The organism is Streptomyces sp. NPDC004647 (assembly GCF_040609575.1).
In the GTDB taxonomy this organism is placed as follows: Bacteria; Actinomycetota; Actinomycetes; order Streptomycetales; family Streptomycetaceae; genus Streptomyces.
This window is the reverse complement of record NZ_JBEXKU010000069.1, coordinates 1-26,065: the sequence shown is the minus strand read 5'-3', so window position 1 is coordinate 26,065 and position 26,065 is coordinate 1. Positions and strand designations below refer to the sequence as shown.

The window sequence follows — 26,065 nt, the reverse complement described above, 5'->3', positions numbered from 1 at the left end:
GCCGGGCCCAGACCAGCGTCCGCCCGGCGCCCACCCGGGGAGCGGGCGGGAATCCCGCCCCCCGGCCGCCGTGACACCGACAACCTCAACCCACCAGGAGAACCACCATGCAGATCTCCAAGGCCGTGTGCCGGGAGCTGGAACGCGCCGTCTGTGACGGGCCCCTCGTCCGCCTGCACGAGGAGGCCGAACCGGCTGCCGCGGAGGGGGCCCACAAGGTCCTCACACGCTCCGGCGCCTGCTGGAGCATCCGCCACCGGGGCTACATGTTCGCCGACCTGCACCCCTTCGGTCAGGCCGCACCGCTGATCGACCAGATCGTCACCCGCCGGTGCGCGGTGAACCGTCCCGACCGCGGAGTGGTGTCCTGCCCGCAATCGATCGCGGAACTGCTCTGGGACACCATCCAGCCGGAGGAGGGCTGGCAGGTGCTGGAGCCTTCCGCAGGGCACGGAGTCCTCGCTGCGGAAGGCGCGGCCCGCGGGTGCGTCATGGACTGCTACGAGATCGAGAACCACAGGGCGGCGGACATCACGCTCGCCGGGATCGCGCGGCACGTGGGCACCGCGGACTTCCTGCCCGTCCCCGCCCGGCCGGTGTACGACGCGGTGGTCATGTACCCGCCTTACCGGCGGAACCTGGCCGTCGAGCACGTCCTGCACGCCCACCGCTTCCTGCGCCCGGGCGGAGTCCTGGCGGCTCTGGTATCGCTCGGCATCGAGAACGCGGCGGGGCCGCGCGGGCGAGAGTTCCGGGACCTGCTGGAGCGCGTTGGCTACTACAAGCAGGTCCTGGACGAGGCCGACTTCGATGACGGCTACCTCCTGTCGCCGACTGGTCTCCGCCTCCGCGCGCAGTTGCTGTTCCTCTACGCGGACGACGCGCAGGAGTGAGCAAGTAGCCCCGGCACCAGACCGCCGGGCCCGTCTCATCCGGGCCCGGCCGCCACTTCCGGCCGGTTGGCCGGAGACCCGGGCGGACGGGACGGGAATCCCTGTTCGAGGTCCAGCCCGACATCCACCGGTGGCTCAGCGGCCAGCAGGAGACGCCCGGCCCGCTGAACACCTGGGTGGGTGCGCGTGCCTACGAGCCGGAGGAGTTCCCCGTCAGCGACGACTTCCACAACTACGCCAGGTCCGACCGGCCCGAGTGACCGGCCCCACGGTCCCGCGGCCACCCATAGCACCACACCCCCGGCCACGCAACGGCCCGCGCTCTCTCGGGAGGCGGGCCGTTGCCGCGACCCCCCGCACGCGGCCGGTGCTGGGGGTTGCCCCGCTAACCCCGCCCGCCTGCACCGTGGTTCACGCCGGGCCGCACCCGGCCGGGCGCCCGCCGGGACGAGCCCCCGGCCCGGCCCCACACCCGTACGACCCAAGCCACTCACGCACAAGGAAACCCCTCATGACGACGACAGCCCTTCTCCTCACCCCCGACGCCGAACTGACCCACCTGCAACTCCCCGACCACCCCGAAGAACAGTACGAACTCCTCGAAGACACCGTCACCGGCTTCCCCAGGCCCGCCATCTACCACCGCCGGGCTGTGCTCCACGTCCACGACAACGGCACGGGCCTGCCCCCCAACCCAGCCGCATGGGCCCTGGCGTCCTTCTGGCTCGGCCGACCGCTGCCCGACCCGCTCCACGGCCCGATCGTCCTCACCGGCCCCGCCGACGACGACACCGACACCTACACCAGCCTGCCCGCCGACCTCATCCAGCAGGCCGAACACGCCGCCGCCGCTGCCGCCGAACACCGCACAACCAACCCCGATACCCCCTTCGCTGTCCAACTGGCCGCCGCCGTGGATGCCCGCTGCATGTCCACCCCCCGCCCCACCCGAGCGAGCGAGGACACACCAACCCCATGACCACCCGCGTCCAGCACCCCGCCACCATCACCGTCACCCTCCCCCGCCCCGAGACCGCCCCCGCCCCGCACCAGGAACAGGACCGCACCCCCACCCCCGCCGACCCGGGCCACCCCACCCAGCCGCACCCATAACCCCCGGCACACACCAGCCAGCCAGCGCCGCGCCCCGCAGTCCAACACCCCGCCCGCCCATCGATCGGCGGGCGGGGTCGGCCCGGCCCCAACCCCCAGAAAGCGAAACGACGTTGACCACCGACCACCACACCGACCCCCAGCCACACCACCCCGTACAGATCGCCCCCAACCTCCGCAACACCCCCGACAACCACACCGCCGCCCGCGAAGCGCTGGACCGCCTCGCCCTCTTCGACTGGCACCCCCTCGCCCCCTACCCCGGCAGCGATGAACCGTGGCTCATGCGCTGCCTGCTGTGCGTGTGGGAAGGTGAGCGCTTCTACTCCCACATCGGCCGCAACAAGCCCGCCAAGCGCCACCCCGCCCGCACCGACAAACGCACCTGCCTCCCCCCGGGCCAGCGCCCCGCCCACCTGCGCAAGCCCATGAGCCGCCGCGACACCGCTCCCACCCACGCCCACGCCGCTCTCCGCCGCGCCCTGCGCTCCTGGTTCGAAGACCGGCACCAGCCCGTACCGGAGACCGTCACCTTCCACGTCACCTACGACCACGACGACGGCCCCGCCTACGAGCCCGACCACGCGACCCTCAACCACACCGCCCACACCCAGACCACCGACCAGTTCGCATCGACGCTCGTGGCCGACGCACTCACCGAGTTCAACGCCCTCGCCCCGCCCACCGACCGCGTTCCGCTCACCATCCGCCTCCACACCCCCCAAACCACACCCGCGCCGGTCCCACCCACCTCCTGACCCCCACCACACCCCGACGGCCCAACGGCCCCTGCGGCCCCGCACCCCGCCCCGGCGGACGGCGCGGGGCCGCACCCCTATCCCGCCCCCAGCACCACCCATCACAAGCCGCGTCCCGCCCCCCGGCACCCCACACCCCCAACCCCGTCCCACACCGCACCCCGCGCATAGCGTCAGCCCCGCCACCACCGGCCACACCCAGGAGGGGGGACCGCGCGCCGTGCAGCAGCAGACCACCATCAACGAACTCGTCACCATGCAAGGCCTGTTCACCGAGGCGATCGCACACATCGAAGTCGATGAGACCGAACCCAACACCGGCACCACCAACAAGGTGTGGCTCCCCATACGAGACAGCGTCATCACCCGCACCACCCGCCGCGACGAGGCCGTCGTCTGGATCATCCAGCCCGCCGGAGTCCATCAACGCATCCACGTCGCCGACCAGGCCCCCGTCACCGTCATCTACCGCGATGTCGACCCCGGCCGCTTCACCGGCCACCTCCCCCCACCGCAGCATCCGCAGCAACAGCCCGGGTGGCACGCCCCCGCAGCCCCGCCCGCCCAGGCCCCACCGGCTCACACCCCCGGCCCCCCGCCGGCCGCACCCCACCGGCCCGCCGCACCCTGGAACACCCCACCACCCCACCCCTGACCACCGCCCGCCCCGCACAGCCAACGGCCCCGGCCTGCCCGCCACATCGGCGAACAGACCGGGGCCGCACCCATACCCCGCCTTCGATCAACCACTGCCCGGCCACACCACCGCACCACCCGGCGCCCCCGCCTCAGCCCCCTCCACCGGCCGCGCCCCGCCCCCCGCCGACGAGCCCGGCCGCGCAGGCTCCACCCCGCCCCCCTCCGACTCCCGCACCAGCCGACGCAGCTCCTTCACCACATCCACCCCCACCCCCAAACGCCGCGCGGAACCCGCGATCGTCTCCCCAGCCTCCGCCATCCGCGCCACCACCCGCGCCGCCACCACCCGCGCCTGGCGAACACGCTCCGCCCCCCGCTCCCGCACCCGCCGCACCTCCTCCTCCACCTCACCGGCCACCTGCTGCTCGTCCTGCCGCGCCAGCTCGAAATCCGCCACCAACTCATCCAGCTCCTCCTCCCGCCGCCGCCGCGCCGCCTCAGCCTCCTCCGCCGCCCGCCGCTCCTCGGCCATCCGCTCACCAGCCAGCGCCAGCGCCTCTCTGCGCCGCGCCATCTCCCGCGCGTTCCGGCTCTTGCCCCTCGCCGCCATACCGGCCACCTCCCTGTGCCACCACACCCGCACCCGCAGCCGCGGGCGCCCTGCGCGCCAGTCTCAGACGCCCACGCAGGCCGCACACCCGCACGGCCGTGCGCGTCCCGCCGTCTAGGACACCGGTCGATACAGCCGGTCCCGCCCACGGGACGCCCACCGCCCCGGCAGGGCAGGGGAGCGCCACCCCGGCAACCGGGCGGCCCCCTGGGGACGGAGGGGCGTGACCGGGCGGCCTGTTGGTGCTGTGTGGGTGGTGCTGTGTGGGTGGTGCCGGTGAGGTGTCGTTGTGGAGCGGGGTGGTCTCCGGTGCGTGGCCCTGGTTGCGTGACGCACCTCTAGCACTTTTTAGCCGCGGCGGCGTACGGAGGAGTGTTTCCCTCGTGGCGGGACGGCGGTGGAGGTTCCTTCCCTGCTCCCGGGAGGATCCGGCCGCCGGCCGGGTGAGCGCGGACGGGCGCTGGCGGCTGGTGCTCGACTGGCTGTTGTGATGACTGTGAAGCCTCTGTCGGCGGGGGAGGGCTACCGCTACTACCTGCGCAGCATTGCTGCCGCAGACGGAGCGCGGGGGAGTACCGCCGCCCCGTCCTCGAGCGTGCCGGGCGTCCCGGCGGGGGTGTGGCGGGGGCAGGCGGCGCGCGACCTGGGGCTGTCCGGGACAGTCACCGAGCCGCAGATGCGGTCGCTGTTCGGACTGGGTATGCACCCGGAGGCGACGCGGATCATCGCCGACCAGCAGGCCGCCGGCGCCTCGAGGACGCAGGCGTTGAAGGCGGCCAAGCTCGGTCCCGCGGTCCCGCAGCTGGCCGAACTCAGCCCCCTGGACAAGGAGATCGAGCGCGTCCTGGAGGGGGCGTCCCAGCAGTTGTGCCGCCCGCTGTCCAAGGCCGAGACCCAGAGCTTGCGGATGCGTACGGCTGCGGCCGTGTTCGAGGAGGAGTACCACCGTGCTCCCGCTGATGGTGCCGAGCTCGGCCGGTTCCTGGCCGCGCGCACCGGCCCGCAGCGCCAGCCCCGCACCGCCTACGACCTCACCTTCTCCTCCGAGGAGCTCTCTCAGCTGTTCGCGCTGGGCGACGCCACGGTGCGCCGCGTCGTCATCGAGGTGCACGAGCAGGCCATCGAGGAGGCCTTGAGCTGGCTGGAGAGCAACGCCCTCGCCGTGCGCAGCGGTCCAGGCGGCATCGCCCAGCACAGGGCAGTGGGCGGGCTGATCTGCGCCCGTTACCGCCACTACGAATCGCGGGCCGGGGACCCGATGCTGCACGACCACGCGGTCATCAGCGCGCGCGTGAAAGGGCCCGACGGCCGGTGGCGCAACCTCGATACCCGGCTGCTGTTCCGCGAAGTGGTGGGCGCCAGCGAGCTGTACAACCAGCGCTCTCTGGAGCTGATCTGCGCACGTCTGGGCCTGCGCAGCGAAGCCGTCGAAGTCACCCCCGGGCAGCGCCCGGTGATGCGGATCGCCGGGATCGACCCCCGACTGCGCGTGCTGTTCTCCCAGCGCGGATCCGCCGTACGCATCAGGGCGGAGGAGCTGTTCGAGGACTACCGGCGCCGCCACGGCCGCCAGCCCGGCACATCGGCCCGCCACGCCCTGCTCGAGCGGGCCCGGTCCAGCACCCGCCCGGCCAAGCGCAAGGCCCGTTCCCTGGATGAGCTACTGGAGCGCTGGCGGGCCCGGGCGATCGCCGCGACCAGCCCGGCCACCGTCGACGCTCTGCTGGACTCCGCCCGGGCCGCCGCCGGTGCGCTGCCCGCCGCGGGTGCGGATCTGCACGTCGATGCGGCCGCCGCCTTGGTGCTCGCGGAGGTCGCAGGGCGGCGCGCCACCTTCCACCGCCGCCACGTCCTGGCCGAAGCCCGCCGCTACCTTATGCGCACCCTGGCCGGCGCCACCGCCCCGCCGGCGCTGGCCGACGCCATCACCGACACGGCCCTCGCCGGTCCCGACTGCCTCGACATCACCCCACCCGAGATCAACCCCCCACACCCGGACCTGCAACGCCCGGACGGCTCGAGCATCTACCGGCCGATCGGCTCCCGCACCTACACCACCCGCACCCTGCTGGCCGCGGAAGACGCGCTGCTGGCCGCCTCCCGCACCCTGGTCATCCCGCCCGTCCCCCGGTCCACCTTCAACCGGGTCGCCGCCCTCTACCGCGGCCCGCTGGATACCGGACAACGCGCTCTGGCCCGCTCCTTCTGCCTCTCCGAGCACCTCCTGACCACCGGCCTTGGACCAGCCGGTGCGGGCAAGACCACCGCCATGCGCCTGGTCGCCAAGACCATGGACGCCACCACCCGGCGTCTGATCCCGCTGGCCCCCTCCTCCCGCGCCGCGAAGGTCCTGGGCACCGACCTGAAACGGGACGCCCACACCCTGCACGCCTGGCTGCACCAGCGCGACCGCGCCGCCCAGGGCAAGCACACACCCAAGGGATTCCGGCTGCGCCCAGGCGATGTCGTCCTGGTCGACGAGGCGGGAATGGCCGGCACCCTGATGCTCCAGCGCGTCCTGCGGGACGCGGCCGCCCACGGCGCGCACGTCCGCCTCCTCGGTGATCCGCACCAGCTCGCCGCCGTCGAGTCCGGCGGCGCGCTGCGCCTTCTCGCCCGCGCCAGCGGAGCCGTTGAGCTCGACCGGCTGCACCGCTTCCGCACCGACGGCGAGGCCGAAGCGTCCCTGGTCCTGCGCGACGGCGACGACCCGCGGGCCGCCTTCGCCTGGTACCTGGCCAAGGGCCGCATCGTCGCCGGAACCTACGAAGCGATGTGCGATGAGGTGTTCACCGCCTGGGCGCGGGACACCGAACGCGGCCGCACCAGTGTGATGACGGCCGCCGACACCGCCTCGGTGGGCGCCCTCAACGCCCGCGCCCAGGCCTGGCGCATGACCTCCGGCGCCCTGGACACCTCCCGCTCCCAGCTCCTGCGCGCAGGCCAGCACGCGCACGTCGGCGACGTCATCTGCACCCGCCAGAACCGCCGCCAGATGATCGTCCGGCGCGACTTCGTGAAGAACGGCGACACCTGGACCGTCCAGCGCATCACCCCAAGCGGCGACCTGATCGTGCGCCACACCACCCACCGCGGCCGGATCCGGCTGCCCGCCGACTACGTCACCGCCCAGTGCGAACTGGGCTACGCCTCCACCATCCACCGCGCCCAGGGCATGACGGTGGACACCTCCCACGCGCTCGCCTCACCCCGCTCCAACCGCGAAGGCGCCTACGTCCAGTTGACCCGGGGCGCCCGCACCAACCGCCTCTACGTCGCCCTGGAGGACGGCGAACACCTCCCCGACGTCCTGGCCCAGATCGCCTCACGCCGCCGCGCGCAGCTCTCGGCGACCGAGACGATCGCCGCGCTGCAAAACCAGGTCGGCGCCCCGGGACAGCTGGCGGCCGAATTCACCGACGCCGGCGAGCGCGCCACCACCGCCCGCCTGACCGGAGTGCTGGAGCACACCCTGGGCACCGAGCTGACCGCCCGCTTCACGGCCGCCGACGCCTTCCCCTCCCTGATCCGGGTCCTGACCGACGCCGAACGAGAAGGCTTCGACCTGCCCCGCCTGCTCATCCCCACCGCCTCCCGGCGCGGCTTCGGCGACGCCGACGACGCCTCCGCAGTCCTGACCTGGCGGCTGCGCGAACGCCTGGCCGATGCCCAAGAGGCCGCCGACTCCACCCGCCCCCGGCCGCTGGCACTCCTCCCGCTCGCCGCGCTGGGCACCCTCGCCGACCTCGCGGCCGCCCACCGGCAGGCCGCGCACACCGAACTCCAAGCCGCCGACGCCGCAGCCACCACCCTGCCCGCCCCGGTCACCACCCGCACCGCCACCACCCACCCGGCCTGGCCCGACCGCCCCCACGGAGCACTCACCCGCAGCGAGCTGGCCGCCCGCACCGCCACCGCCCGCCGCCTCCTGCACCGCGCGCGCCGACGCGGCGACCGCCTCCTGCAGGCCGCCGCCCACCACCAACTCGCCGCCCTCACCACCGAGTCCACCCTGCGCCGCGCCCTGCCCTGGCGCACGGCCGCCCGCGAGGACTGGCAACGCGAACCAGCCCCCGGGCACTCCCGCACCGCCACCCAGCCGTTCCCCACCACCCGCCGCCAGATGGCTGCCGCCCCGGAACGCCAGCGCCACGCCCGGGCCGCCCTCGCCCGCGCGCACGCCGTCACCGAGAAGATCGCCGCCGAACGCCGACTGCGCGAACAGCTGCCCGACCACCTGCCCCGCCACCTTGACCACACCGGCGAGGTACCGGACTGGGTCGCCGACCGCACCGCGCTACGCCACCCCCACACCCCCGAACACTGGCGCCACCACCTCGCCGACCGCCACCGCATCCTCACCCGCGCCATCGCCGACCGCGGCCGCACCCTCGCCCAGGCCCCACCCGCCTGGGCCCGCCCGCTGGGCCCCGTACCGCCCAGCAGCGCCCCCAACCGCCGCGCCGCGTGGGAGAACACCGCCGCCCTGGTCGAACTCTGGCGCACCCGGCACGCCATCACCGGCGTCCCCGGCCTCGGCCCCCGACCCGACGACACCCACCACCACGGCGCCTGGGAAGACATGGCGCTGCGCATCCGCACCCTCGCCGGACACCGCCGCCCCACCCCCACACCCCACCCCGACGCCTCATCGAAAACAGTCCTGCACACAGCCCTCGCACTCCTGGACACCCCCCCCACCACGCTGCTCCCGGTCCACCCCGCCGTGCGGGATCCGTATGGCGTCGCCCCCCTCACCCACGCCGCGAAGGACGCCCGCCTGGCCGCGACCGCGCTCGCCGCCACGCTGGCCGGCGAGCCGCTGCCGGAGGCCTGGATGGACAGCCTGACCGCACCCGATGAGGACGACGACGCCGAACAGCACACCTATCAGCGGCTCCTCACGACCATGTGCGACTACCGCAGGCGCCACCACCGCGCCGGATCCGACCCGCTCGGACCCCGCCCGCCCGGCATGGACGGCGACGCATGGGACCACATCACCGACGCCATCGCCCTCTACCAGCGCGCCCGCATCACCCGCCGCCTCGAGGACCTGCGCGCCCGCACCGCCGCCGCCCGCACCGCAGCCCTCCCCACGCCCAGCCCCGCGGACGAGCGTCCCGAACACGGCCCGCACCACACCAGCAACCGCCCCCAGGCCCGATAAAGAGGCGCATCCATGACACGTCCGCCTGCCCCCGCCGTGCCTCAGGTTCCTCCCGCGCTGCGTGCCCGCTGGCAGGACCTGCCGCGCCTGGCGAGCCTGGCCCTGCGCCGTCTCGGCCCCCCGCCACTGAACCTCTGCACCTGGCCCACCGCCTGGGTCCTGTGGCTGTTCGCCCTGTCGTTCCAGCAGGCAGGAGGAGGCCTCCTTGCTTACGGAAGCGCCATGGCTACCGTCACCGGGCCCCGCACCTCCTGGGCTCGCCGTGTCGGCCAGGCGGCTGTCTTCCTCCTCGGCGTCACCCTGATGGGCGGGTGGCTGTCCCTGGTCCTGGTGCTTCCAGCCCTTACCGCACCCGTCCTCGGCGGCGCTGTCCCCTTCGCTTATCTCATCGTCGGAATCGCCGTGGCCCCGTTGTTCATCGAGACCGTCAACATGGTGCTGCACGCCCGATGCCTCACCTCCGCCCGCACCACGGCCCGCCACTTGAGGCGCCAGGGAGGCCTGTGGTGGGAAGCAGGAACCCTCCTCTCGCCCGAAAGTGACGCGGTCTCCGCCGGACGCCTGGTCCGTGCCTGCCTCAGCCACGCTGACACAGCCCGGGTGGGCCTGGTCGCCGTCCCCGCCACCCCGGCGCTCTGCCGTGCCTACCGGCGCATGGGGTTCGAATCCGGCCCCCTCGACCCCCGCGTCCTCATCCGCCACCCCCGCCGCCGCTACGGTCGGCAACCCGACCCACACCAGGACGGGGCGGACAGAGCGCGCACGACAGCCCTGGCAGCCGGCCCACACGGCTCGTCCCGGAGAGTGGTGGAGCGCACCAGTGGCTGCCACCAGTGGGAAAAGGACCGCGTCCTCAAGCCGCTGACCGAACATCGGAGGACGGGAGCGACCGAGTGGGATACGGGCCTGACCGTCAACGACCTGGTCTTCACTGCGCAATACCGGGAGACCACAGCAGACGAAGCCCTGGCTGAGGCGTTCGACATCCCGGCGGGAACACCAATGGTCGAGAGGCGCTACCGGACCCGCTACCGTCAGGATGGCGAGCCTTTCAACCTCGTCCGCTCCTACCTCGTGTACGACATGGTCACGGTGAACCCCGACCTTCTCGACGCATCCAAGGAGCCGTGGCCGGGCGGCACACAGAACCAGCTCCACACCATCGGCATTGAGCTGGACCGCATAGTGGAGCGCATCACCGCCCGCGCACCGACGGCGGAGGAAGCGGCAGAACTCGGCCTCACCGCAGGGGACGCCGTGATGGTTCTCCGTAAGACGTCGATCGACATCAACGGCAGAACGGTGGAGGTGTCCGAGGTGACGCTACCCGCTGACCGTACCGAGATGGTTTTTACCACCCCCCTGGCCAGGTGATGAACCCCGCCTTCTCTCACCGCGACATGCCCCGGCGGTCACACATCCACCTTCCCGAGCGAGGACGGTGCCGCGGAGGACCTGCGGCGCGCAACGTCGGCACCCGATGGCCTCACCGCACCAACTCCTGTGCAGATGCGCGAAAGTGATACCCCCCGGCCGGGACACTCCCGCACCGGGCCGGCTCACCGCACGGGACAGCACGCGGCGCACCCCCTCGCCCCGATCCGGGGTAACACACAGTTGACCGCACACCCCAACGCGCCTTTCGAACGGACGGTTGCATGACCTCGCACCACGACTCGAACCAGCGGACACCAGGACGGGCCTGGACCGTACGCGTCACCGGCTTCGCCGACCGCACCGCAACGGTCACCTGCACCTCACCGTGCCGCCTGCCCTCCCGCTCCCGGGATGTCACCGCGATCCGCGCCTTCGCCGCCGCCCACGCCGCCGCACACGCGCGCGCTGCCACACCCCGCCCGAACGCCGCCTGCCACTGCCGCATCCAGGGATGCTCCTGGCACGCATCCACCCGCCTCAACTGCTCCGGCCAGACCGTCCTGATGCTCATCCCAGACCCCCTGGGCCCCCGGCAGGGCCGGGTGTGGCGAGCTGCTGAGGTATGTGCGCAGTGCGCACACCACATCCCTCACGGCAGCGTCGTCTCCACCGCCGCCCGCCCCCACGCCGCCACAAAGCCCGCACCGGCGGCCGCGAGCACACCGCCAAACCGCCGCCCCGCCAGCTCGATCCCCGGCGGATTCTCCGCCCCCGCCCCTGCCACCACCCCGGCGGCGAGCACGGTCACCAAAGCCGGGCCACACCAAAACCGGAACTGAAAGCACCCCAGGGCCGGCCTGCCGAGGCCACCCGGCTCCACCACGCTGCTCCCGAAGGAAGAAAGGAACCCACCGGTGCGGGATGACTTACTCGTGGTCGGCTTCGACCTCGAATCCGGAGAGGAAGTGCACGTCGGCGAACGCCCCGCACACCAGTGGCACCGCCTGGGCTTCCACGGGACCCGGACACTGGTGTGCTTCTACTGCTTCCGCGGCATCGACGCTCCGCCAGGAACCCGCGTTGCCCTGCTCGTCAGGGGCCGCACCGGCGGCCGGGTCCGCTTCCACTTCGCCCACCCACCCGGCCGCGCCCCGCACGGCGGACACCACCCCGAGACCGTGTGGCACCTGACCACCAAGCACCTCCTCGCCCGGTGGGCCCGCACCCAGCCCAGCGTCACCGACGTGCGCCTGGAGCAATGGACCCCGGAGCACACTCGCCGCGCCGACGTCTGGGTCCGCCTGAGCGACGGCAGCCAGCTCGCTCTGGAGGCTCAACGAGCGCTGCTGCCCGACCACGCCTGGACGGCCCGGCACCGTGACTACGCTGCTGCCGGGATCCGCGACGTGTGGCTGTGGCTGCCCGGTCTCGATGTGCCGCACGTCGTCTTCGACCACGGCCTCCCGGTGTGGTTCTTCCGCCCCGAAAATCGCCTGATCGGCGGCGCGTTCGGTCAGCCTCATCCCCGCACCGGCCGGTGGTGGGAAGCACCCGACCTCAGCATCTACGCCCTGCACCACCCGCCCTGCCCGCGCGACCGGCTCGACCGGCTCCGCATACCCCTGGACCAGATGAGCCTCGACCGAGACGGCCTCACTCTTCCCGACCTCCTGCACAACCAACTGCACACCTCACAGCGGGAAACCCGCGAGAGCGCAGAAACCAGACGCCGCGGCGAGGACCGCTGGGCCCGCGAACTACACGCCCACCGGCAGGCCGCCGCCGCCAAGGCCCCCCAGACAGGACAGGCGCCATCCGACCAGGAGCCCCGGCCGCGCCCGGCCCCTGGCCGCCCGCCAGCCCGGTCCCGGACACCCAATACCTCCCGCACCGGACACATCTGCAGCACCTGCCTCCTGCCCCTCGACCCCAACCTGGCCCGCTTCGGCCGCCACATAGGGTGCTGACCCACCGGGAAGCGCAGTGCACTGAGCCGGTCCTGCAGCGCTGACAGTTCGGAGGTTGACGCGCTCCCGCTCCGACACCTCCTTCAACGCGCCGGGACAGCAGACGCGACGTTCCCGGGACGAGGACGCCCGCCCATGCCACGGACCTCCGGTGCACGCGTCCGTTCCACAGCGATCGAGCTGTAAAGCCGGACCCGCAGCAGCCCCACCGTCACCTCGCCTCGGCACTCCGCACACGGCGCTCCAGAGGTTAGCCAGGCCGACCCTGAGGTCGGCGGAGCTAACATCCGGCCGGAGCTGCGTCCCCTCTGGAGCGACACATCTCCAGCCCCCAGTCCCCGCCCCACGGACCCCGCGGGCACGAAGACATCCCGCTTCGCCCAGCTTGATCGTTGCTGTGGCTGTCGTCACCGGGGCCGTGTAGCGTCCCACTCAGCTGTCGTGGTTCCGAAGTACCGGTCGCCCGTGAGCGCACTTCACGGGCGTTTTTGCTGTTCAGAGTCTCTGAGGACCAGGGCGATCACCTCCGGCCCCCGCACGGTGCGGGAGCCGAGACCCGTAGAAGGAGACACAGGCATGGCCAGCGGCACCGTGAAGTGGTTCAACTCGGAAAAAGGCTTCGGCTTCATCGAGCAGGACGGCGGCGGCCCCGACGTCTTCGCCCACTACTCCAACATCGCCACCCAGGGCTTCCGCGAGCTCCAGGAAGGCCAGAAGGTCACCTTCGACGTCACCCAGGGCCAGAAGGGCCCCCAGGCGGAGAACATCGTCCCCGCGTAAGCCTCACCTGGCGCCCGCACCCAACCAGACCGGGGTGCGGGCGCCGACTGCTGTGCCGAACCACGGGACATCAACGGCTGGTACAAGCGATCTGAGCAAGCGGACGGAATTCTTTTCCGGCCGACCGCATGGCGCTCCAGCGCGATCGCCCGGATGGCTTCGCGAGAATAGGTTCTGGCACAACTTCTGTGGCTGGCAGCGGCGCGGCGTCGCGCGCAGCCTGTCTCCGAATCGTCAGGGCCGAGGGTCACGCTGCTGCAGTGAGGAACCGCCGGGCGCCGCGTAGCGTGGTGCGCAGTTTCCGCTGGGTCACGCGGCTGTCGAGGCGGACGTCGATGGCGCCGGGAAGCGTGCTGTCGGCGCGCAGGCCCGTGGGCAGTCGGGAGGCGTCGAGGCCGTCGCGTCTGGCGATGAGGGTGCCGAGTTCGTGGCGGCTGAGGGCGTCTGCTCCTGCGAGATGGTGGATGCCATGGGTGTCGTGTGACGCCAGTTCCAAGATGGCTGCGGCCAGGTCGGTGACGTGCACCGGGCAGCGGATGTCGTCGGTGAACAGGACGCCTTCGCGCGTGCCGGCGGCGAGCTCGTGCACGGTCCGCTCGTGAACGGACCGCCCGCCGCCGATGATCAGCGAGGTACGAGCGACGACGGCCTGCGGATGCACGAGCAGGACCCCGGTCTCCGCTGCGGCTTTCGCCGCTCCGTACGGGGTGACGGGGTCGGGGAGGCAGGACTCGTCGTAGTGGTCACGCGAACCGGAGAAGACTGCATCGCTGGAGACGTGGACAAGACGGCTGCCGCACTTCGCCGCCGCGATAGCCAGGCGCACGGGGCCTTGGGCCGTGACCGCCCAGTCGGCTTCGCCGCTGGATGCGTTGACGATGAGATGGGGTCTGACCTCGGCCATGACCGCGTCCACCCGCTCAGGGTCCCGTAAGTCGAGGTGGTGCCACGCGACTCGGGCGGTGTTGCCGGGGCTGGTCGCGTATGTCGCGACCGTCGGTTGCCCGGCCGCTGCTGCCTGCCGGATCAGCTCAGCGCCCAGGAAGCCACTAGCACCGATGATCAAAGTCGTCACGATGTGACACCGTAGCCCCGCCCGACTGGCTGCAATACAGCACCACAGAAGTTGAGCCAGAGCCACGACTCGTGAATATTCGCCGCGAGGCGGCATAGCCGGCTGGCCGTATCGGGGATCTTCGCTACGCTTCCCGCAGCGCTGCTCGCCGCTTCGCTGCGCTCCACTCATCGCGCTCTTCGTTCACGGGCCCGCAAGGGTTGCAGAGATGGTCTGAGGCAGGCAGAGGAAACCCTCTGATTCAACCCATCGACCCGCCGACCGCTGCGATAGGGACGCCAGCCTCCGACCGGAGCCAGACATACGAAAGCCCCCAGGACGCACATCCTGGAGGCTTCGCTGGCACCGATTGGAAGTCGGTTCCGGACGGCCACCCCCGGTCTTTGCCGAACCCACGGGGTGATCGTCCATGTCCTAACGGGACGGCCTCAGAGTGCCACAGCGCGACTCCCCACCGCACCCCGCAGCGAATCCCAGTCAGGCCCCCTCGCGGGGGACACGTTCAGAGGCAGTCACAGCCATCAGTCCGCTCTCCTGGGGCTGCACGGACTGCCGAAGGCTGCGGCCGAGCTCATCCTGTACGGCGACTTCAGTGCCTGCTGACCCCGTGAACTATCGGCCTGGAGCCCCGCTTAGCCGTGAAGTGGCGCGCGGGGGGTGTCCAGCCATGGGGTGGCGCGGCCGTCGGGTGCGATCGTCATGCTGTAGCGGTCGACGGTCGGCTTGCCGGCGCTGAGCCACAGATGGTGGGCGGTTTCGGTCTCGTCCCACAGGCGGCGTGGTCCGTACTGGGCGACCTGGAAGGTGGCCGTCTGCTGACCGTCGTAGCCGACGGACGCCCACGAGGTGGCCTTGTCGTCGGCCAACCACAACTTGGTGCGCACACCGTCTTTGGGCTCTGTGTCCCAGGAGTACCAGGCCCCCGGTACGGTCAGGCCCAGGTGGAATTCCAGGTCCAAACTCTTGCCCGCGACGGCCCACGGGGAGAGCGTCGTGGTGCGCCTCTCCGGCTCTTGCCCGGCTCTGAGGATGTCGCGGAACAGTTCCACGTCGGTGCGCTGGGAGCTGATCAGCATGTAAGAGCCGTGCGCGGCGAAGCGGCCCGTGGCCTGGCCGTCGGCGTGCTTGGTGAGGATCAGGGTGCCGTAGCAGGACCAGGCGCTGTCCCACGGGGTGACGATCAGGCCCCCTGGCCGGGTCTGGGCCAGCCAGGCCGGCGGGACTGTGCGGACCGAGCAGGTGGCCAGGATCCGGTCGTACGGCGCGCCCGGCGCCCAGCCGTCGGTGCCGTCGGCACACACCACTGTCGGCTCGAACGAGGCAGCCTGCAGGTTCTCGCGGGCCTGGGCGGCGAGCTGGGGGTCGACCTCGATGCTGGTGACGGCGGCGGAGCCGAGGAGGGCGGACAGCAGGGCGGTGTTGAAGCCGGTCCCTGTGCCGATCTCCAGGGTCCGCTGACCGTAGGTGAGTTGGGCGTCCTGGAGCAGTCGGATCACCGTGCTCGGCGCGGACGCCGACGAGGACGGTTCCCGGGTGCCGTCGGAGGCGGTGGCGAACCGGGTGACGAGCGAGGCATCGCTGTAGGCAGCCTCCCACCACCTCTCGGGGTCCAACGCGTGGTCGCACAGCTGGTGTCCGCCGTTCCCATCCCGCAGCCAGAGCTGGTCGGGCAGGAACAGATGCCGCGGTACGGTGGCCAGCGCCTGCGCGAACTCCTCGGGAACCGAGTGGCCACGTCGCGTGGCGATGCTGCTCAGGAGCTGATCGGCCCCCGCTTCGGCAGGGGCCCTGTTCGTCGCCATCAGTTCCTACTCCTGCGGTGGAGCAGGTGGTGGCTCCGGTTCCGGCGGTGGGACAGGGCGTTCCGGCTGATGCCCGTCGTCCCCGATCGGGCTACGGTGCTTGGCCTCAGCCATTGCCGTCCTCCCTTCTGATCGGCGTCGGTTGCCAACCGTAGCGGCACGGTGACCGTCAGGGCAGAGGGCCGGTTCTTGAGTGACAGTGCTGCCGGAGCGGAACTGCGGCGATCCATGCTCGGCATCACCGAAGGTAAGGGAGCGCCATCAGCCCTCAGACCTCAGAGTGCTGCCTTCTACCCGAACCAGCATGGCCGCTCAGACGCTCGGTCAGCTCACCCAAGGCTGCCGCTTCAGCGCTGATCCATACCGCGGCCCAAGGCGGTCGCGCATGTCCTCAGGCCGGGGTGCTCGCGGCAGGGGACTGTCCGACCCCCCTCGTAGCGTCGAGAGCAGAGGCCTGGGCCAGACCAGGCCGTCCCCTACCGGAGGAGCCGATCATGGGCCGGATCACCGTCGATACGCACACCCTGCAGCGGCTCCTGGCCCACGCCGGGGAGACCCACGCCGTCCCCTATCAGCGAGCCTTCAACAGCCTCGCCGCCAGCCATCGTGGCAAGCCCCCGGGCGAGATCGTGCCGCTGCTGCGCCGGGCGGCCGACAATGCCCGGCTGGAGTTCGCGCTCACGGATCTCCTCGAGCAGGCGACGGCGATCAGCACCGGCCAGCGGTACGAGCTGAGGATCAACCTGCGGTGACAGCCCTGCTGCTCCGGCATGGTGAGACAAGCACCTGGCCAAGGTCACAGCGTTGGCCCGGCACGGGCCCGGGCACCGTGTGAGTCTCACACGGTGCCCGGCGGCATTTGCCCGTCCGGTTGATGCTGCGGGCGCCCGGTATGGCCGAGAAATCGTCGCCTGGTGGCAGGATGAAGCAGGGACTCGCCATGCCGTCAGAGGGAGTGCGCCGTCATGCCGGAACAGCAGCCACCGAGAGCCGTTCACCTCGTGAAGGTGGCCGAGCAGCCTGATGTCCCACAGAACGCCGACGACACGATGATCGCCGAGTGGCACCGGAGGGTCGCCGAGCAGCTGGGCGTCGATCCTTCCGAGATCGAGGACGCGGTCATGGCCGTTTCCACCGACATGATGCCCAGCGGCCCGATCACCACCCATGTCTTGACCGACGAGCCGCTCACCGATGCCGAGGCGATCGCGCTCCTGACCGCTCACGATCACAACCCCCAGGCCCGCAAGCTGTAGTCGATGGAACCTGGCCACGATTGTTGGACCAGGCAACATCAGGTCGAGCCGGATGGACAAGCGCGACGCCGATATGACGAGGCGTGCCGCTGCGTGAGGAAGACCGGTGTGTCGCCGTGAGGTGCTGGCGGGCGAGGACGTCGCGGCTCAGCGGCGCACGATGCTGAATACTGGCGCAGATCATTTATTTGGTCTGCAATATTCCTCCTGCGGTTGAGGTCCTCGGCCCGGGAGGCGAGGTAGCCACCCCACTCCCCCCTTGGCTTGCCGCTCCCAGTCGACAGCGGTGTTGATGTGCATGCCCAAGATGTCGGCAAGCACCGGTGGTCGAGAGGCGTTACCGGACCGCACCCGTTGGTGCGGGGAGGAACGCATCTCACGCGAACCAAGAGACCCGAAACATGGACAACACCAGCGGCCCGCTGCGCTCCACCACCTTCGGGCCTCGCTCGCGGTAACCGGTCCACCTTGGCCGAGACGGCCGCGGGACCCCTGTGGCAGACTCAGCGCGAAGCCCGCTTGGGAACGGGGGTCGGGGAGTCGGGGAGCACACCAATGCGCATCAGCACCTGGCGACGACGCTTCGAAGACAAACTGGAGATCCCGCCCGCGGCAGCAGCCCTGATCACAGCCATGGCCCGGCACCGGCCCGACCTGCCGATCACGGTGCGCAGCCGCCGCGACCTGGCGGCCCACGGGACGGTCCGCTACGAACTCTCGCTACGCGGGTGGAAGAAGACCGAGGTCTTCAGCCCCTACCCCGTCCACGTGTCCTTCGCAAACGTCCTCCTGCCAAACCCCCGGGCCGTAGTGGTGCAAGAAATGGCCTTGGTCCACCCCGCCGGCCGGATCAGCATCTCGCTCGAGTCGGTCGTCGGCACACCCGTCGTGTATGCCGGTCATGCAGCCTCCGAGGACCCTGACGAGGCGGCCCAGCACCTCATATGGCACTACAACGCGGCCCTGCCGCACCCGGTGGACGCGGGGACACTCGAGGCGGCCGAGGCCGAACTCCTCAAGGCCGCATATCCGTTCGTCTCTACTGGCGCCGAGGGCCTCTCCCAGGAGGGCCGCGACGTCTTCCGCATGCTGCAATGCGCCCTCTCCGGCGGCTACCCCGAGCACGGCCGCCGTCAGGTGCCGCCCTTGGACGCAGATGGAGAAATCCTCGCCGATACGGACCAGACCCGCCGCCTGCGCACCGCACTCACCCACTACCGCGGCCTGCTCGCCGCTCGCACATCCCTGGCTTGAGAGCCCGCCACCGGACTCGCCCTGCAGGCCCCGCTTGCCCCACTACGCCAGTCACCGGACGCCCACCAGTCGCGGGAATGTCGGCGCCTGCCCATAGCATCGAAGGCACGGCGCGGAAGGAGCTGGGCCCACTACCGGCAGCGGGAGGCGGAAGAGGCCGAGTGACAGGCCTTTTGGGAAGCGTTCACCCGCAACCGGCGCGCTCGACACACGCCCGCGGAAGCCAGCCCTTCCGTTCCGGAGGCCACTGCCTGTGTCTTCGCCCTCGCTGGCCGGGGTCTGACTGCCGACGGGGCCCGGGTGGCAGGGCAAGGCACTGCAGCGCGTCGTGGACGCTGGACGGGCATATGGTGCGCAGAGCGGAGTGCTGTCATCCGAAGGCGGGGGAGTCCCGGTGAACGTCGCCTGGCGGCAGTTGTTGACCGGGCTGCGAGGATGGCGACGTCCCCAGCGGCCGGTTGCGGCAGCCGCCCGGATGCTGGCCTCCTGGGATGCCAGGACCCGGCTGGAAGCACGCGGGCCGCTGCTGTGGCTCGCACAGCAGCTGTCGGAGGCGCGGCGCGTGGCTCAGGCTGCCGTCGATGACCCGGACGAGCCCCTTACCGGTCTGCTGGACGCGCTCGACGTCGCCGTACCTCCCCGCGTGCAGGACGTCGGCGGCCCGGACGGTGCCGAGCAGCTCGCGGCCGCGGTACGCCAGGCCCGGCGCGAGGCAGCACACCTCGCATCCGCCGCTCCCCGTTCCGCACGCAGAACTCTCATGCGGCTGGCCGGCGACCTCGCGGAGGCCTGCGGGACGTTCGACCGCGTGTGCAACGACGTCCTCGGAGCAGACCTGCGGGCGGCCGATCTGTCCCACGTCTACCTCGGCGGCATCCGCTGGGACGATGCCACGCAGTGGCCCGCTCAATGGGCCGACCGGATCAGCGCTGCCTCGGCGTGCACCGACGGCTCGTTCCAGGTCAGAGACGACTGGTAGGCAGGCCGCACAGGACGTCCTCACCAGCCATGGGGAGCGGCCGTGACGAGGGGACTTCTGCCGCGCCTGGGCGCAATCGTCCGGGCGGGGGGCGTGACGGTCCCTGCCTGGACACATACAGGTGCGCCCACCACCGCCGTGCGGCACCCGTGGCGGGCCCAGACCTTGGCCGTTGCTCTCTGGTGGCGGCCCCGCACGGAGCAGCCAGGCTACGCCTCAGTGCCGGAGCGGCGGATGTCGGCGTACACACGGGCCTTCACGCCCGGCGCCCCTGGCTCACGGCGTACGGCGGTGATGCCGGAGGTAGCCCAGTGCTGCTCCAGCTTGGCCATCACCGCCTTCGCGGTGGCTTCGTCGTGAGCGGTGATGTCCAAGACGACCAGGCCGGGCTCGCCGATGTGCGCTTCGCTGATTCGCTCCATGCCAGCTGCCACGCGTGCGGCGCGAAGTTCGGTTCTCCGACGGCCCCCGCGCCACCCGCACGAGCAAGGGGCCTGTCGGGTGCAGCAGCTCGACCTCACGCAGGCGGTTGGCCCGGGAAAGCCCTCAGACCCCGCGTGGCCGCTGGCTCCTGACCCTCCCGCTGCCCCGGCACGACCGTCCGGCGCCGTGTTTTTGCATCCTCGGACGGTCCTGTCGGGGCCGAGGCGGAACCGAGGCCGGGCTCTGCGGTCGGCTGCCCGTTCACCGGTGCGCCAGCGCCGGCCCCATCGGTGTAGCCATCGGGCTTCCTGTCGGTAGTTCCATCGGTAGTTCTATCGGGATATCCGCAGTTCAGGTGCGGGAGGGGGCACTGCTCTGTCACCACCGGCCGCCGCAGACGGGAGGCCTGCCTCCCCCGGGAGTCCACGCCGCGCGGGATGCCGGCCGCCGCAGCCAGGTCTGGGTACTCGCCTGCGTGGTGCAAGCCCCCCACGGCCACCCGGGGGGTGCCCAAGTCCTGTGCCGCGTCTGACAATTCATTCGAGCGTTCGAGAAAGGGAGGCGGATGGCCATGTGGCGAGGCTGGCGTTGGCCGTTTTGAGGGGCCTTCTACCAGCGGGCCGTGACACTGGATTTGCAATAGCGGGCGGCGTCCACAATCGCGCGGAGAATAGCAGTCCGCCATCCGTTTCACGCTTACGCACAGGAAGAGGGCTGCCGAGCGGTAAGCTTGCCACCAGTGCCTTAACGCGCTGCGGGAGCCCGACAACGACCCTCGATGCTTGGCGGCTTCAGGTATTTGCCGGGCCCCCACTTTCCGCAATGCCCACCCGAAAGAAAATTTCAAAATGATCCAGAGAAACTTTCCCCGAGGGGATTCGCCACCCGTGAATTGTACCGCAGCACCTCCATGCGAAAGTTCTGTCCGGACTCAAATCACGGAGACACATTTCAGCGCTCCCAACTTTGCCGTTCGCCCTGCCGCAACTTTGCCATCCCACATGTCGCGGGCCTGTGACCTGCACAGTGAGGCACTTCCCGGCCGCCGGGCCCCCAGCGCCGTGACAGCCCGGGCCGGTGCCCCGGCCCGCACAGCCGATGCGGAGGCCTCCCATGCCCACTGATGCTGTGTTACCAACCATGACCGAAGCAGCACCGCCCGCTCCCCGTGAGGGACTGCGGACGCAGCCGCAGCGGCTGCCCCAGGGCACCGCTTCCGGCGCAGGTTGCCCAGCTCGCCCCCCGCTGCGCCCGGCCCTCACCGACAGGCCCGGCCGGCCCCGGCACCGGTACGGGTGCTGGGGCGGCGTTCTCCTCTCCGCGGACCGGGACCGAAGGCCGCACCGGGGACCTGCCGGGCTCTGGAGGGCTGCTCAAGGGGGACCCGCGTTGTCGTGCCGCCCGTCCGAGACTGAGGCCAGGGCAAGGGGCGAGGGACCAACCCTGGTCAAGGCCCGGGAAGCAGAGGCAACAACGTGATCACAAGCGTCATGATGCACATCGTCGAGGAGACAGTGCCCGTGCTCGGCCCGCGGCTGGTTGTCGGCATCGGGATGCTGATGACTGTGCTCGGTATGACCTGGGTTGCCGTGAGCATCCTGGACCGCGCGGTGGATCTCGCCGATCGGGTCATGGAACTGCGCCGCCGACGGCGGAGCTGTCCCAGGCGTCGGGTCAGGGTGCGCCGCAGGATCTCCCGGGCCCGTTCCAGGGCGCCGCGCAGCAGCGGGAGTAGCAGGCCCGCACGCACCCGCACCCGGCAGCAGCCGCGGCGCGACCGCCGGTGAGCCCCCTACAGGAGCCGCTCGCCCCCAGCCCTTGTCCGGTCGGCCGGGGGCATAGATCCTCCTGCTCGCTCAGGGGGTGATGTGGGCCCCAGTGAGGGGACTTGCGGGTGTTGCACACTTCGCGGGACCCAGTGCTCACTGGGGCTCTATTCATGTCGGCGACTCCTGTGGCTCCACCGACTCCACACAAGGTGCACTCTGGGGCACCTGGACTGGTTCTCGGCTTCTGTGCTGCTCAGTGGTGTGGTGCACTAGGGGCATTCAGGGCGTGAAAGGGGAGCGCTGTGGTCGAGATCACCGGTCGAGCAATGTACCGGCAGGTCGCCGATGACCTGCGTTCGAAGATCCGCGAGGGCGTCTATCCGGTCGGTAGCCCGCTGCCGACCGGCGCCAAGCTGATGGAGCTCTACGGCGTATCCATCACGGTCATCCGCGCCGCCTTGAAGGAACTTCGGGGCGATGGCATCACTCTGGGGCAACAGGGCAAGGCCGTCTTTGTTCGCGATGTGCCGGGTGAGCCCGAGCCGTCCGCGGCAGATCTGGCGGCAGTCATCCGGCTCCTTGAGCAACTCGGTGACCGCATGGACAAGTTGGAGAAGCTGTGCTCGGGAACGGCTCGCTGAGCTGCTCAAGGGTGTCGACGCGCGCTGTCAGGTGACGCACTCGCTGATCCAGCTCGTCGAGCCGTGCAAGCATCGTCGAATCAGCTGGGTCCGCCTGGCCACAGTCGGCATCGGTCCGGCGGATCCGCATAGTCCGAGCGCCAGTCCACGGCCTGCTGGCCCTCCGAATGCTGCTGTGGACCGGATGTGTCACGAGGGCTGTGCCAGAAGGCCGTTCTGCTGTGCCCAGTCAGTTACGGCCCCGCGGAGGCGGTCGGTGAATCCAGCGGCGCCGCCACGGAAGCCCATCCGGCGGGCAGCGCCAAAGTCATTATCGATGAGCCGGTCGAACTCCAGGGTGAGCTGCTCGGGGAACGCACCACGTGCCGGAAGCGTCCAAGGTCTCGGCGACCAGGCCGCCGTGCGCGGCGCGCACCGCGGGGTCGAGACCGGTGGGCGTGTCCTGCAGCCCTGTCTGCGGCAGGGACTGACAGGCGCTACGACATGTCGTGTCCGGGCGTAGGACGGGCTGGTCGCCATTCCTCGAGCGGGTCGAAGCCCAATAGTTCGATCTTCCGGCGCCGTGTCGACTCCTTCGGCCGCCACTCCAGGTACGGCGGATACCGCAGAACCAGACCCGCCGCGGGCGGACGGCTCATGTACTCGGCTCGCGGACAGCGGTCGAGGTGCGGGCATTCCTCGACGACCCGATTGCACCGGGCACACAGCAGACCGCGGACCATGCCGGTCGCGTAGTCGTGATCGACCATCGCGCCCGGACAGGCACGGCACAGGTGGCAGTCGGGGCCAAGGGCAGCCACCAGGGCGGCCCGCAGGCGCCGGACGGCGGGGGTCTTCGCTGGCGGCGGAGGCCAGTAGTGGAACATCCCGTACTTCCCGCCCGGGCAACGCCGGCCCGGCGACACCGCAGCGGGGCTGATGCCCGGCCCCACCGGACGCACCGGCCACGCGAACAGCACGCTCCCGGTCCCCGCCCAGCAGTCCTGCTCGTGCTCCCACCCGCGCTTGGACCCGGCCGACGCACATAGCATGCGGCCCTGGCGGGCGATGTGGAAGCGGCCGTCGTCGCCGGGAACGGCTACGGCAACTGAGGCGGGCCGCATGGGCGGCATGCACGGTGTTCCCGCTGGTGGTCTGCACGGGGGTGTCAGTAGTGGTTCGTCATCCGAGTGTCGGACGGACGGGCGGCGCTGACGTAAGTGATGAATGACGGCCACCGTACGCGTTCAGAAATGGGCCCTGAGCTGGATCTTTATGGCTTGCATGCTTAGTTTTCCGGTGCGGTTTCCCTACCATCCTCGGCGCCGCGCCGTCCGTCGAGGAGATCTTTGGGGATGCGGATCGGATGGAGGAGGCCGGACCTGTTCCTGCGCTTCAGCATTCGCCGCCGCCCCTCGATGAGGTCCAGGGCGTACAGGATGCCGCCGCGCCACACCTCGCCGGTCGTGGTGACCTGGGCGGAGAGCTCCCTGTAGGTGGTGAGCGCGGTTTCTTCGGCCTCGGTGCGCCCAGGCTTGCCGGGCAGGGTCGCCGGCCAGGTATCGCGCCAGTCCCGTAGTCGGCCGATCGCGTCGGCGGAAGTGTGCCAGCACGCCCGCCGTGCGGTGTCGATGAGCTCAGCGGGCAGCCGTACGGAGAATTTCTCCGGCGCGGAGGCGTCCCGGTGTCCGGGCCAGCGGCCCGGTAACAGCGCTTCGGCCGGCAGCGGCGGCCACTGCCGGTTCCATCCCCGCCTCTCCAGCTCCGCTCGTACACCGGCCGAAGCCGCCCCGTCACGGGTGTCCAACAGCATTCCCGTGGCCCGCAGCTCGCCCCGGAACTCGACCCATTCCGCCCGCCGTTCTACGGCCTGACGGCCGGTCAGCCCGTGCGTGCTCCACCGCGGCCTTGCGGCCATCTGCTGCGCCCGTCGCCGCTCCGCGGCGAACACGGTCCGCGCCGTCTCCAGCCGCGCTAGCGTCCCGTATGGGAGCCGCGCCGTTACCGTGACCATCCCGCCAGTATCCATGCCCACAACATGCCAAAATCCGGCTTGCAAACCACCTCGACCCCTGCGTGATGGCGGGCCCCCTGGTCCCCGGGCCCGCGCTGGGCGGCGACGGGTTCGGAGCGGTCGCGTGGCCGGGGAGGGCCAGATTCCGGCCTCGTATGTCGCGCTGTGCCATCCCACCGGGCCTTGCTGACGCACTGACACGTACTGCGGATCGGCGGCGACGCGTGTGACGAGTTCCCAGGTCAGTTTCGTGCAGAGCAACAAGACGCCTTGCCGAAAGCACCGCCAGGCGGAGCCAGAATCCCCTAACCTCCGAAGAAACAGGACGGCGGCAGAACCCACACCAACGCCGCGCACATTACAAAACGTTCTGGACGGGGCGCGGACGCTCCGTACCCATTCTCAAGTGGGTAAGCCCTTACTGGGTGTCAAAGGATTTGCTGGCCGCTGGAACTGGGCCTCCTGACGTGGTGGTGCGTCCCGTGCGGAAAAGGAACGAGGAAACTCACCCACACCCGCGCCACCCTGGTCTCCCCGATGTGAGTTCTCAGCGCGGTCGCGGCCCTGGCTGATCCGTGAGCCGGTCAGACGCGGCCCCCCGGGCAAGGGCCGTCGGAGCGCCTGTCCGCCGGGGGCTGGCTGGCCTACGCCGCCAGCCTCAGCAGCCGCACCAGGGCGAGGGCCTGGCCAGCGAGGTGCCTCTTCATCCTGAGCCGGGACACCCCGCTTGCCGGGCACCGCAGCGGTGCTGTCGGCGCGAGCACTTGTCTGGTCGGGCTTCGGCGTACGCGATCCTGAAAGCCGCCATGGGCATGTGCGGTCGGTGTCCGCGACGGACGAAGGCTGACGCTGCGCGCCGCCCCGAGGGGCCACCCGGTCGACGGCGATGCGCATGCGGCGGGCCATGTCGGCTGCGAACACCTCGCTGAACGGTGCCGGAACGCCCCCTGGTGTCACGTCGAACTCACGCCGTTTCCGAGCCGCTCCTGTACTCCGCCTGCCGGAGGCAGGCAGAATCCCAGCAAGACCCCACCATCACTCCCTCCCCTCAAGAGGGTTGGGCCCCCCGGAGGGGCCTCGCACCCAACCTCCCCGAGAACTGGAGTTTGAACAACAATCAAAACCCAATTCACCAAGGGAATCGGAGATTCCCGAATTCCCCTCCCGCGCAACACGTATGGCGAACCCTCAACCAACAACCCAACTAACCAAATTACCAAAACAAAGCCCGCTTTTCCGTGCCGGAGGCACGGCACGTTATGGGAAAAGGCCGGAGGCCGCATTCCCATAACGTGCCACCATCACTCCCTCCCCTCAAGAGGGTTGGGCCCCCGGAGGGGCCTCGCACCCAACCGCCCCGAGAACTGGAGTTTGAACAACAATCAAAACCCAATTCACCAAGGGAATCGGAGATTCCCGAATTCCCCTCCCGCGCAACACATATGGCGAACCCTCAACCAACAACCCAACTAACCAAATTACCAAAACAAAGCCCGCTTTTCCGTGCCGGAGGCACGGCGCGTTATGGGAAAAGGCCGGAGGCCGCATTCCCATAACGCCCCGCCG

General features: G+C 70.7%; 22 protein-coding genes. 16 read left to right on the top strand and 6 right to left on the bottom strand.

Going from position 1 to position 26,065, the window contains the following annotated elements:
- Nucleotides 1-107: 107 nt before the first annotated feature.
- The 5 genes from ABZW18_RS26145 to ABZW18_RS26125 all read left to right on the top strand — a co-directional run bounded on the left by ABZW18_RS26145 (nucleotide 108) and on the right by ABZW18_RS26125 (nucleotide 3,419).
- Complete coding sequence (locus ABZW18_RS26145; RefSeq protein ID WP_356191702.1) at nucleotides 108-893, top strand: SAM-dependent methyltransferase; 786 nt, start codon at nucleotides 108-110, stop codon at nucleotides 891-893.
- A 511-nt stretch (nucleotides 894-1,404) separates the two neighbouring features.
- Entirely contained in the window at nucleotides 1,405-1,872 is a 468-nt protein-coding gene (locus ABZW18_RS26140; protein ID WP_356191700.1) for a hypothetical protein, read from the top strand.
- Nucleotides 1,869-2,006, top strand: coding sequence for a hypothetical protein (locus tag ABZW18_RS26135; protein WP_356191698.1), 138 nt, complete (start codon nucleotides 1,869-1,871; stop codon nucleotides 2,004-2,006). Before ABZW18_RS26140 ends, ABZW18_RS26135 begins: the two co-directional genes overlap by 4 nt.
- A 113-nt stretch (nucleotides 2,007-2,119) precedes the next feature.
- Complete coding sequence (locus ABZW18_RS26130; protein WP_356191696.1) at nucleotides 2,120-2,764, top strand: hypothetical protein; 645 nt, start codon at nucleotides 2,120-2,122, stop codon at nucleotides 2,762-2,764.
- Nucleotides 2,765-2,984: 220 nt separating this feature from the next.
- Nucleotides 2,985-3,419 carry a hypothetical protein gene (locus tag ABZW18_RS26125; RefSeq protein WP_356191693.1) on the top strand — a complete coding sequence of 145 codons (435 nt, stop codon included), beginning with the start codon at nucleotides 2,985-2,987 and terminating at the stop codon, nucleotides 3,417-3,419.
- 87 nt (nucleotides 3,420-3,506) lie between these two features.
- On the opposite strand, the gene ABZW18_RS26120 is transcribed toward ABZW18_RS26125, so the two are convergent.
- Nucleotides 3,507-4,013 (bottom strand): hypothetical protein, encoded by a 507-nt coding sequence (locus ABZW18_RS26120; protein WP_356191692.1) that lies wholly within the window; start codon nucleotides 4,011-4,013, stop codon nucleotides 3,507-3,509.
- A gap of 490 nt (nucleotides 4,014-4,503) precedes the next feature.
- On the opposite strand from ABZW18_RS26120, the gene mobF reads away from it, so the two are divergent.
- The 5 genes from mobF to ABZW18_RS26095 all read left to right on the top strand — a co-directional run bounded on the left by mobF (nucleotide 4,504) and on the right by ABZW18_RS26095 (nucleotide 13,307).
- Nucleotides 4,504-9,183, top strand: a complete 4,680-nt coding sequence (gene mobF, locus ABZW18_RS26115; RefSeq protein WP_356191690.1) for a MobF family relaxase — start codon at nucleotides 4,504-4,506, stop codon at nucleotides 9,181-9,183.
- A 12-nt stretch (nucleotides 9,184-9,195) separates the two neighbouring features.
- Nucleotides 9,196-10,557 carry a UTRA domain-containing protein gene (locus ABZW18_RS26110; RefSeq protein WP_356191688.1) on the top strand — a complete coding sequence of 454 codons (1,362 nt, stop codon included), beginning with the start codon at nucleotides 9,196-9,198 and terminating at the stop codon, nucleotides 10,555-10,557.
- 284 nt (nucleotides 10,558-10,841) lie between these two features.
- Nucleotides 10,842-11,399: a hypothetical protein gene (locus ABZW18_RS26105; RefSeq protein ID WP_356191685.1), complete on the top strand. Its 558-nt coding sequence runs from the start codon at nucleotides 10,842-10,844 to the stop codon at nucleotides 11,397-11,399.
- A 75-nt stretch (nucleotides 11,400-11,474) separates the two neighbouring features.
- Nucleotides 11,475-12,527 carry a competence protein CoiA family protein gene (locus tag ABZW18_RS26100; protein ID WP_356191683.1) on the top strand — a complete coding sequence of 351 codons (1,053 nt, stop codon included), beginning with the start codon at nucleotides 11,475-11,477 and terminating at the stop codon, nucleotides 12,525-12,527.
- Between the two features lie 576 nt (nucleotides 12,528-13,103).
- Nucleotides 13,104-13,307: a cold-shock protein gene (locus tag ABZW18_RS26095; protein WP_107014974.1), complete on the top strand. Its 204-nt coding sequence runs from the start codon at nucleotides 13,104-13,106 to the stop codon at nucleotides 13,305-13,307.
- Nucleotides 13,308-13,554: 247 nt separating this feature from the next.
- Here ABZW18_RS26095 and ABZW18_RS26090 read toward each other — a convergent pair whose 3' ends face one another.
- Together ABZW18_RS26090 and ABZW18_RS26085 are read right to left on the bottom strand one after the other, a co-directional pair.
- The gene (locus ABZW18_RS26090; RefSeq protein WP_356191680.1) at nucleotides 13,555-14,382 is read right to left on the bottom strand and encodes a sugar nucleotide-binding protein; all 828 of its coding nucleotides are present in this window, start codon (nucleotides 14,380-14,382) and stop codon (nucleotides 13,555-13,557) included.
- Nucleotides 14,383-15,014: 632 nt separating this feature from the next.
- Complete coding sequence (locus ABZW18_RS26085) at nucleotides 15,015-16,184, bottom strand: methyltransferase domain-containing protein (protein ID WP_356191677.1); 1,170 nt, start codon at nucleotides 16,182-16,184, stop codon at nucleotides 15,015-15,017.
- A gap of 494 nt (nucleotides 16,185-16,678) precedes the next feature.
- Between ABZW18_RS26085 and ABZW18_RS26080 the strand changes: the two genes are divergently transcribed.
- The 4 genes from ABZW18_RS26080 to ABZW18_RS26065 all read left to right on the top strand — a co-directional run bounded on the left by ABZW18_RS26080 (nucleotide 16,679) and on the right by ABZW18_RS26065 (nucleotide 19,673).
- Complete coding sequence (locus ABZW18_RS26080) at nucleotides 16,679-16,936, top strand: hypothetical protein (protein WP_356191674.1); 258 nt, start codon at nucleotides 16,679-16,681, stop codon at nucleotides 16,934-16,936.
- A gap of 213 nt (nucleotides 16,937-17,149) precedes the next feature.
- The gene (locus ABZW18_RS26075; protein ID WP_356191672.1) at nucleotides 17,150-17,440 is read left to right on the top strand and encodes a hypothetical protein; all 291 of its coding nucleotides are present in this window, start codon (nucleotides 17,150-17,152) and stop codon (nucleotides 17,438-17,440) included.
- A 555-nt stretch (nucleotides 17,441-17,995) separates the two neighbouring features.
- The gene (locus ABZW18_RS26070) at nucleotides 17,996-18,694 is read left to right on the top strand and encodes a hypothetical protein (RefSeq protein WP_356191671.1); all 699 of its coding nucleotides are present in this window, start codon (nucleotides 17,996-17,998) and stop codon (nucleotides 18,692-18,694) included.
- Between the two features lie 394 nt (nucleotides 18,695-19,088).
- Nucleotides 19,089-19,673, top strand: coding sequence for a hypothetical protein (locus ABZW18_RS26065; RefSeq protein ID WP_356191669.1), 585 nt, complete (start codon nucleotides 19,089-19,091; stop codon nucleotides 19,671-19,673).
- A 209-nt stretch (nucleotides 19,674-19,882) separates the two neighbouring features.
- Here the strand turns inward: ABZW18_RS26065 and ABZW18_RS26060 are convergent, their stop codons facing one another.
- Nucleotides 19,883-20,095, bottom strand: coding sequence for a DUF6207 family protein (locus ABZW18_RS26060; protein ID WP_356191666.1), 213 nt, complete (start codon nucleotides 20,093-20,095; stop codon nucleotides 19,883-19,885).
- 1,476 nt (nucleotides 20,096-21,571) lie between these two features.
- Here ABZW18_RS26060 and ABZW18_RS26055 point away from each other — a divergent pair.
- Together ABZW18_RS26055 and ABZW18_RS26050 are read left to right on the top strand one after the other, a co-directional pair.
- The gene (locus ABZW18_RS26055; protein WP_356191664.1) at nucleotides 21,572-21,883 is read left to right on the top strand and encodes a hypothetical protein; all 312 of its coding nucleotides are present in this window, start codon (nucleotides 21,572-21,574) and stop codon (nucleotides 21,881-21,883) included.
- A 284-nt stretch (nucleotides 21,884-22,167) separates the two neighbouring features.
- A complete protein-coding gene (locus ABZW18_RS26050) occupies nucleotides 22,168-22,506 on the top strand; it encodes a winged helix-turn-helix domain-containing protein (RefSeq protein ID WP_356191662.1) in 339 nt (112 codons plus the stop codon).
- 476 nt (nucleotides 22,507-22,982) lie between these two features.
- Here ABZW18_RS26050 and ABZW18_RS26045 read toward each other — a convergent pair whose 3' ends face one another.
- Together ABZW18_RS26045 and ABZW18_RS26040 are read right to left on the bottom strand one after the other, a co-directional pair.
- Entirely contained in the window at nucleotides 22,983-23,618 is a 636-nt protein-coding gene (locus tag ABZW18_RS26045; protein ID WP_356191660.1) for an endonuclease domain-containing protein, read from the bottom strand.
- A 155-nt stretch (nucleotides 23,619-23,773) separates the two neighbouring features.
- On the bottom strand, nucleotides 23,774-24,499 hold the full coding sequence (locus ABZW18_RS26040; RefSeq protein ID WP_356191658.1) for a hypothetical protein: 726 nt from the start codon (nucleotides 24,497-24,499) through the stop codon (nucleotides 23,774-23,776).
- Nucleotides 24,500-26,065: the final 1,566 nt, after the last annotated feature.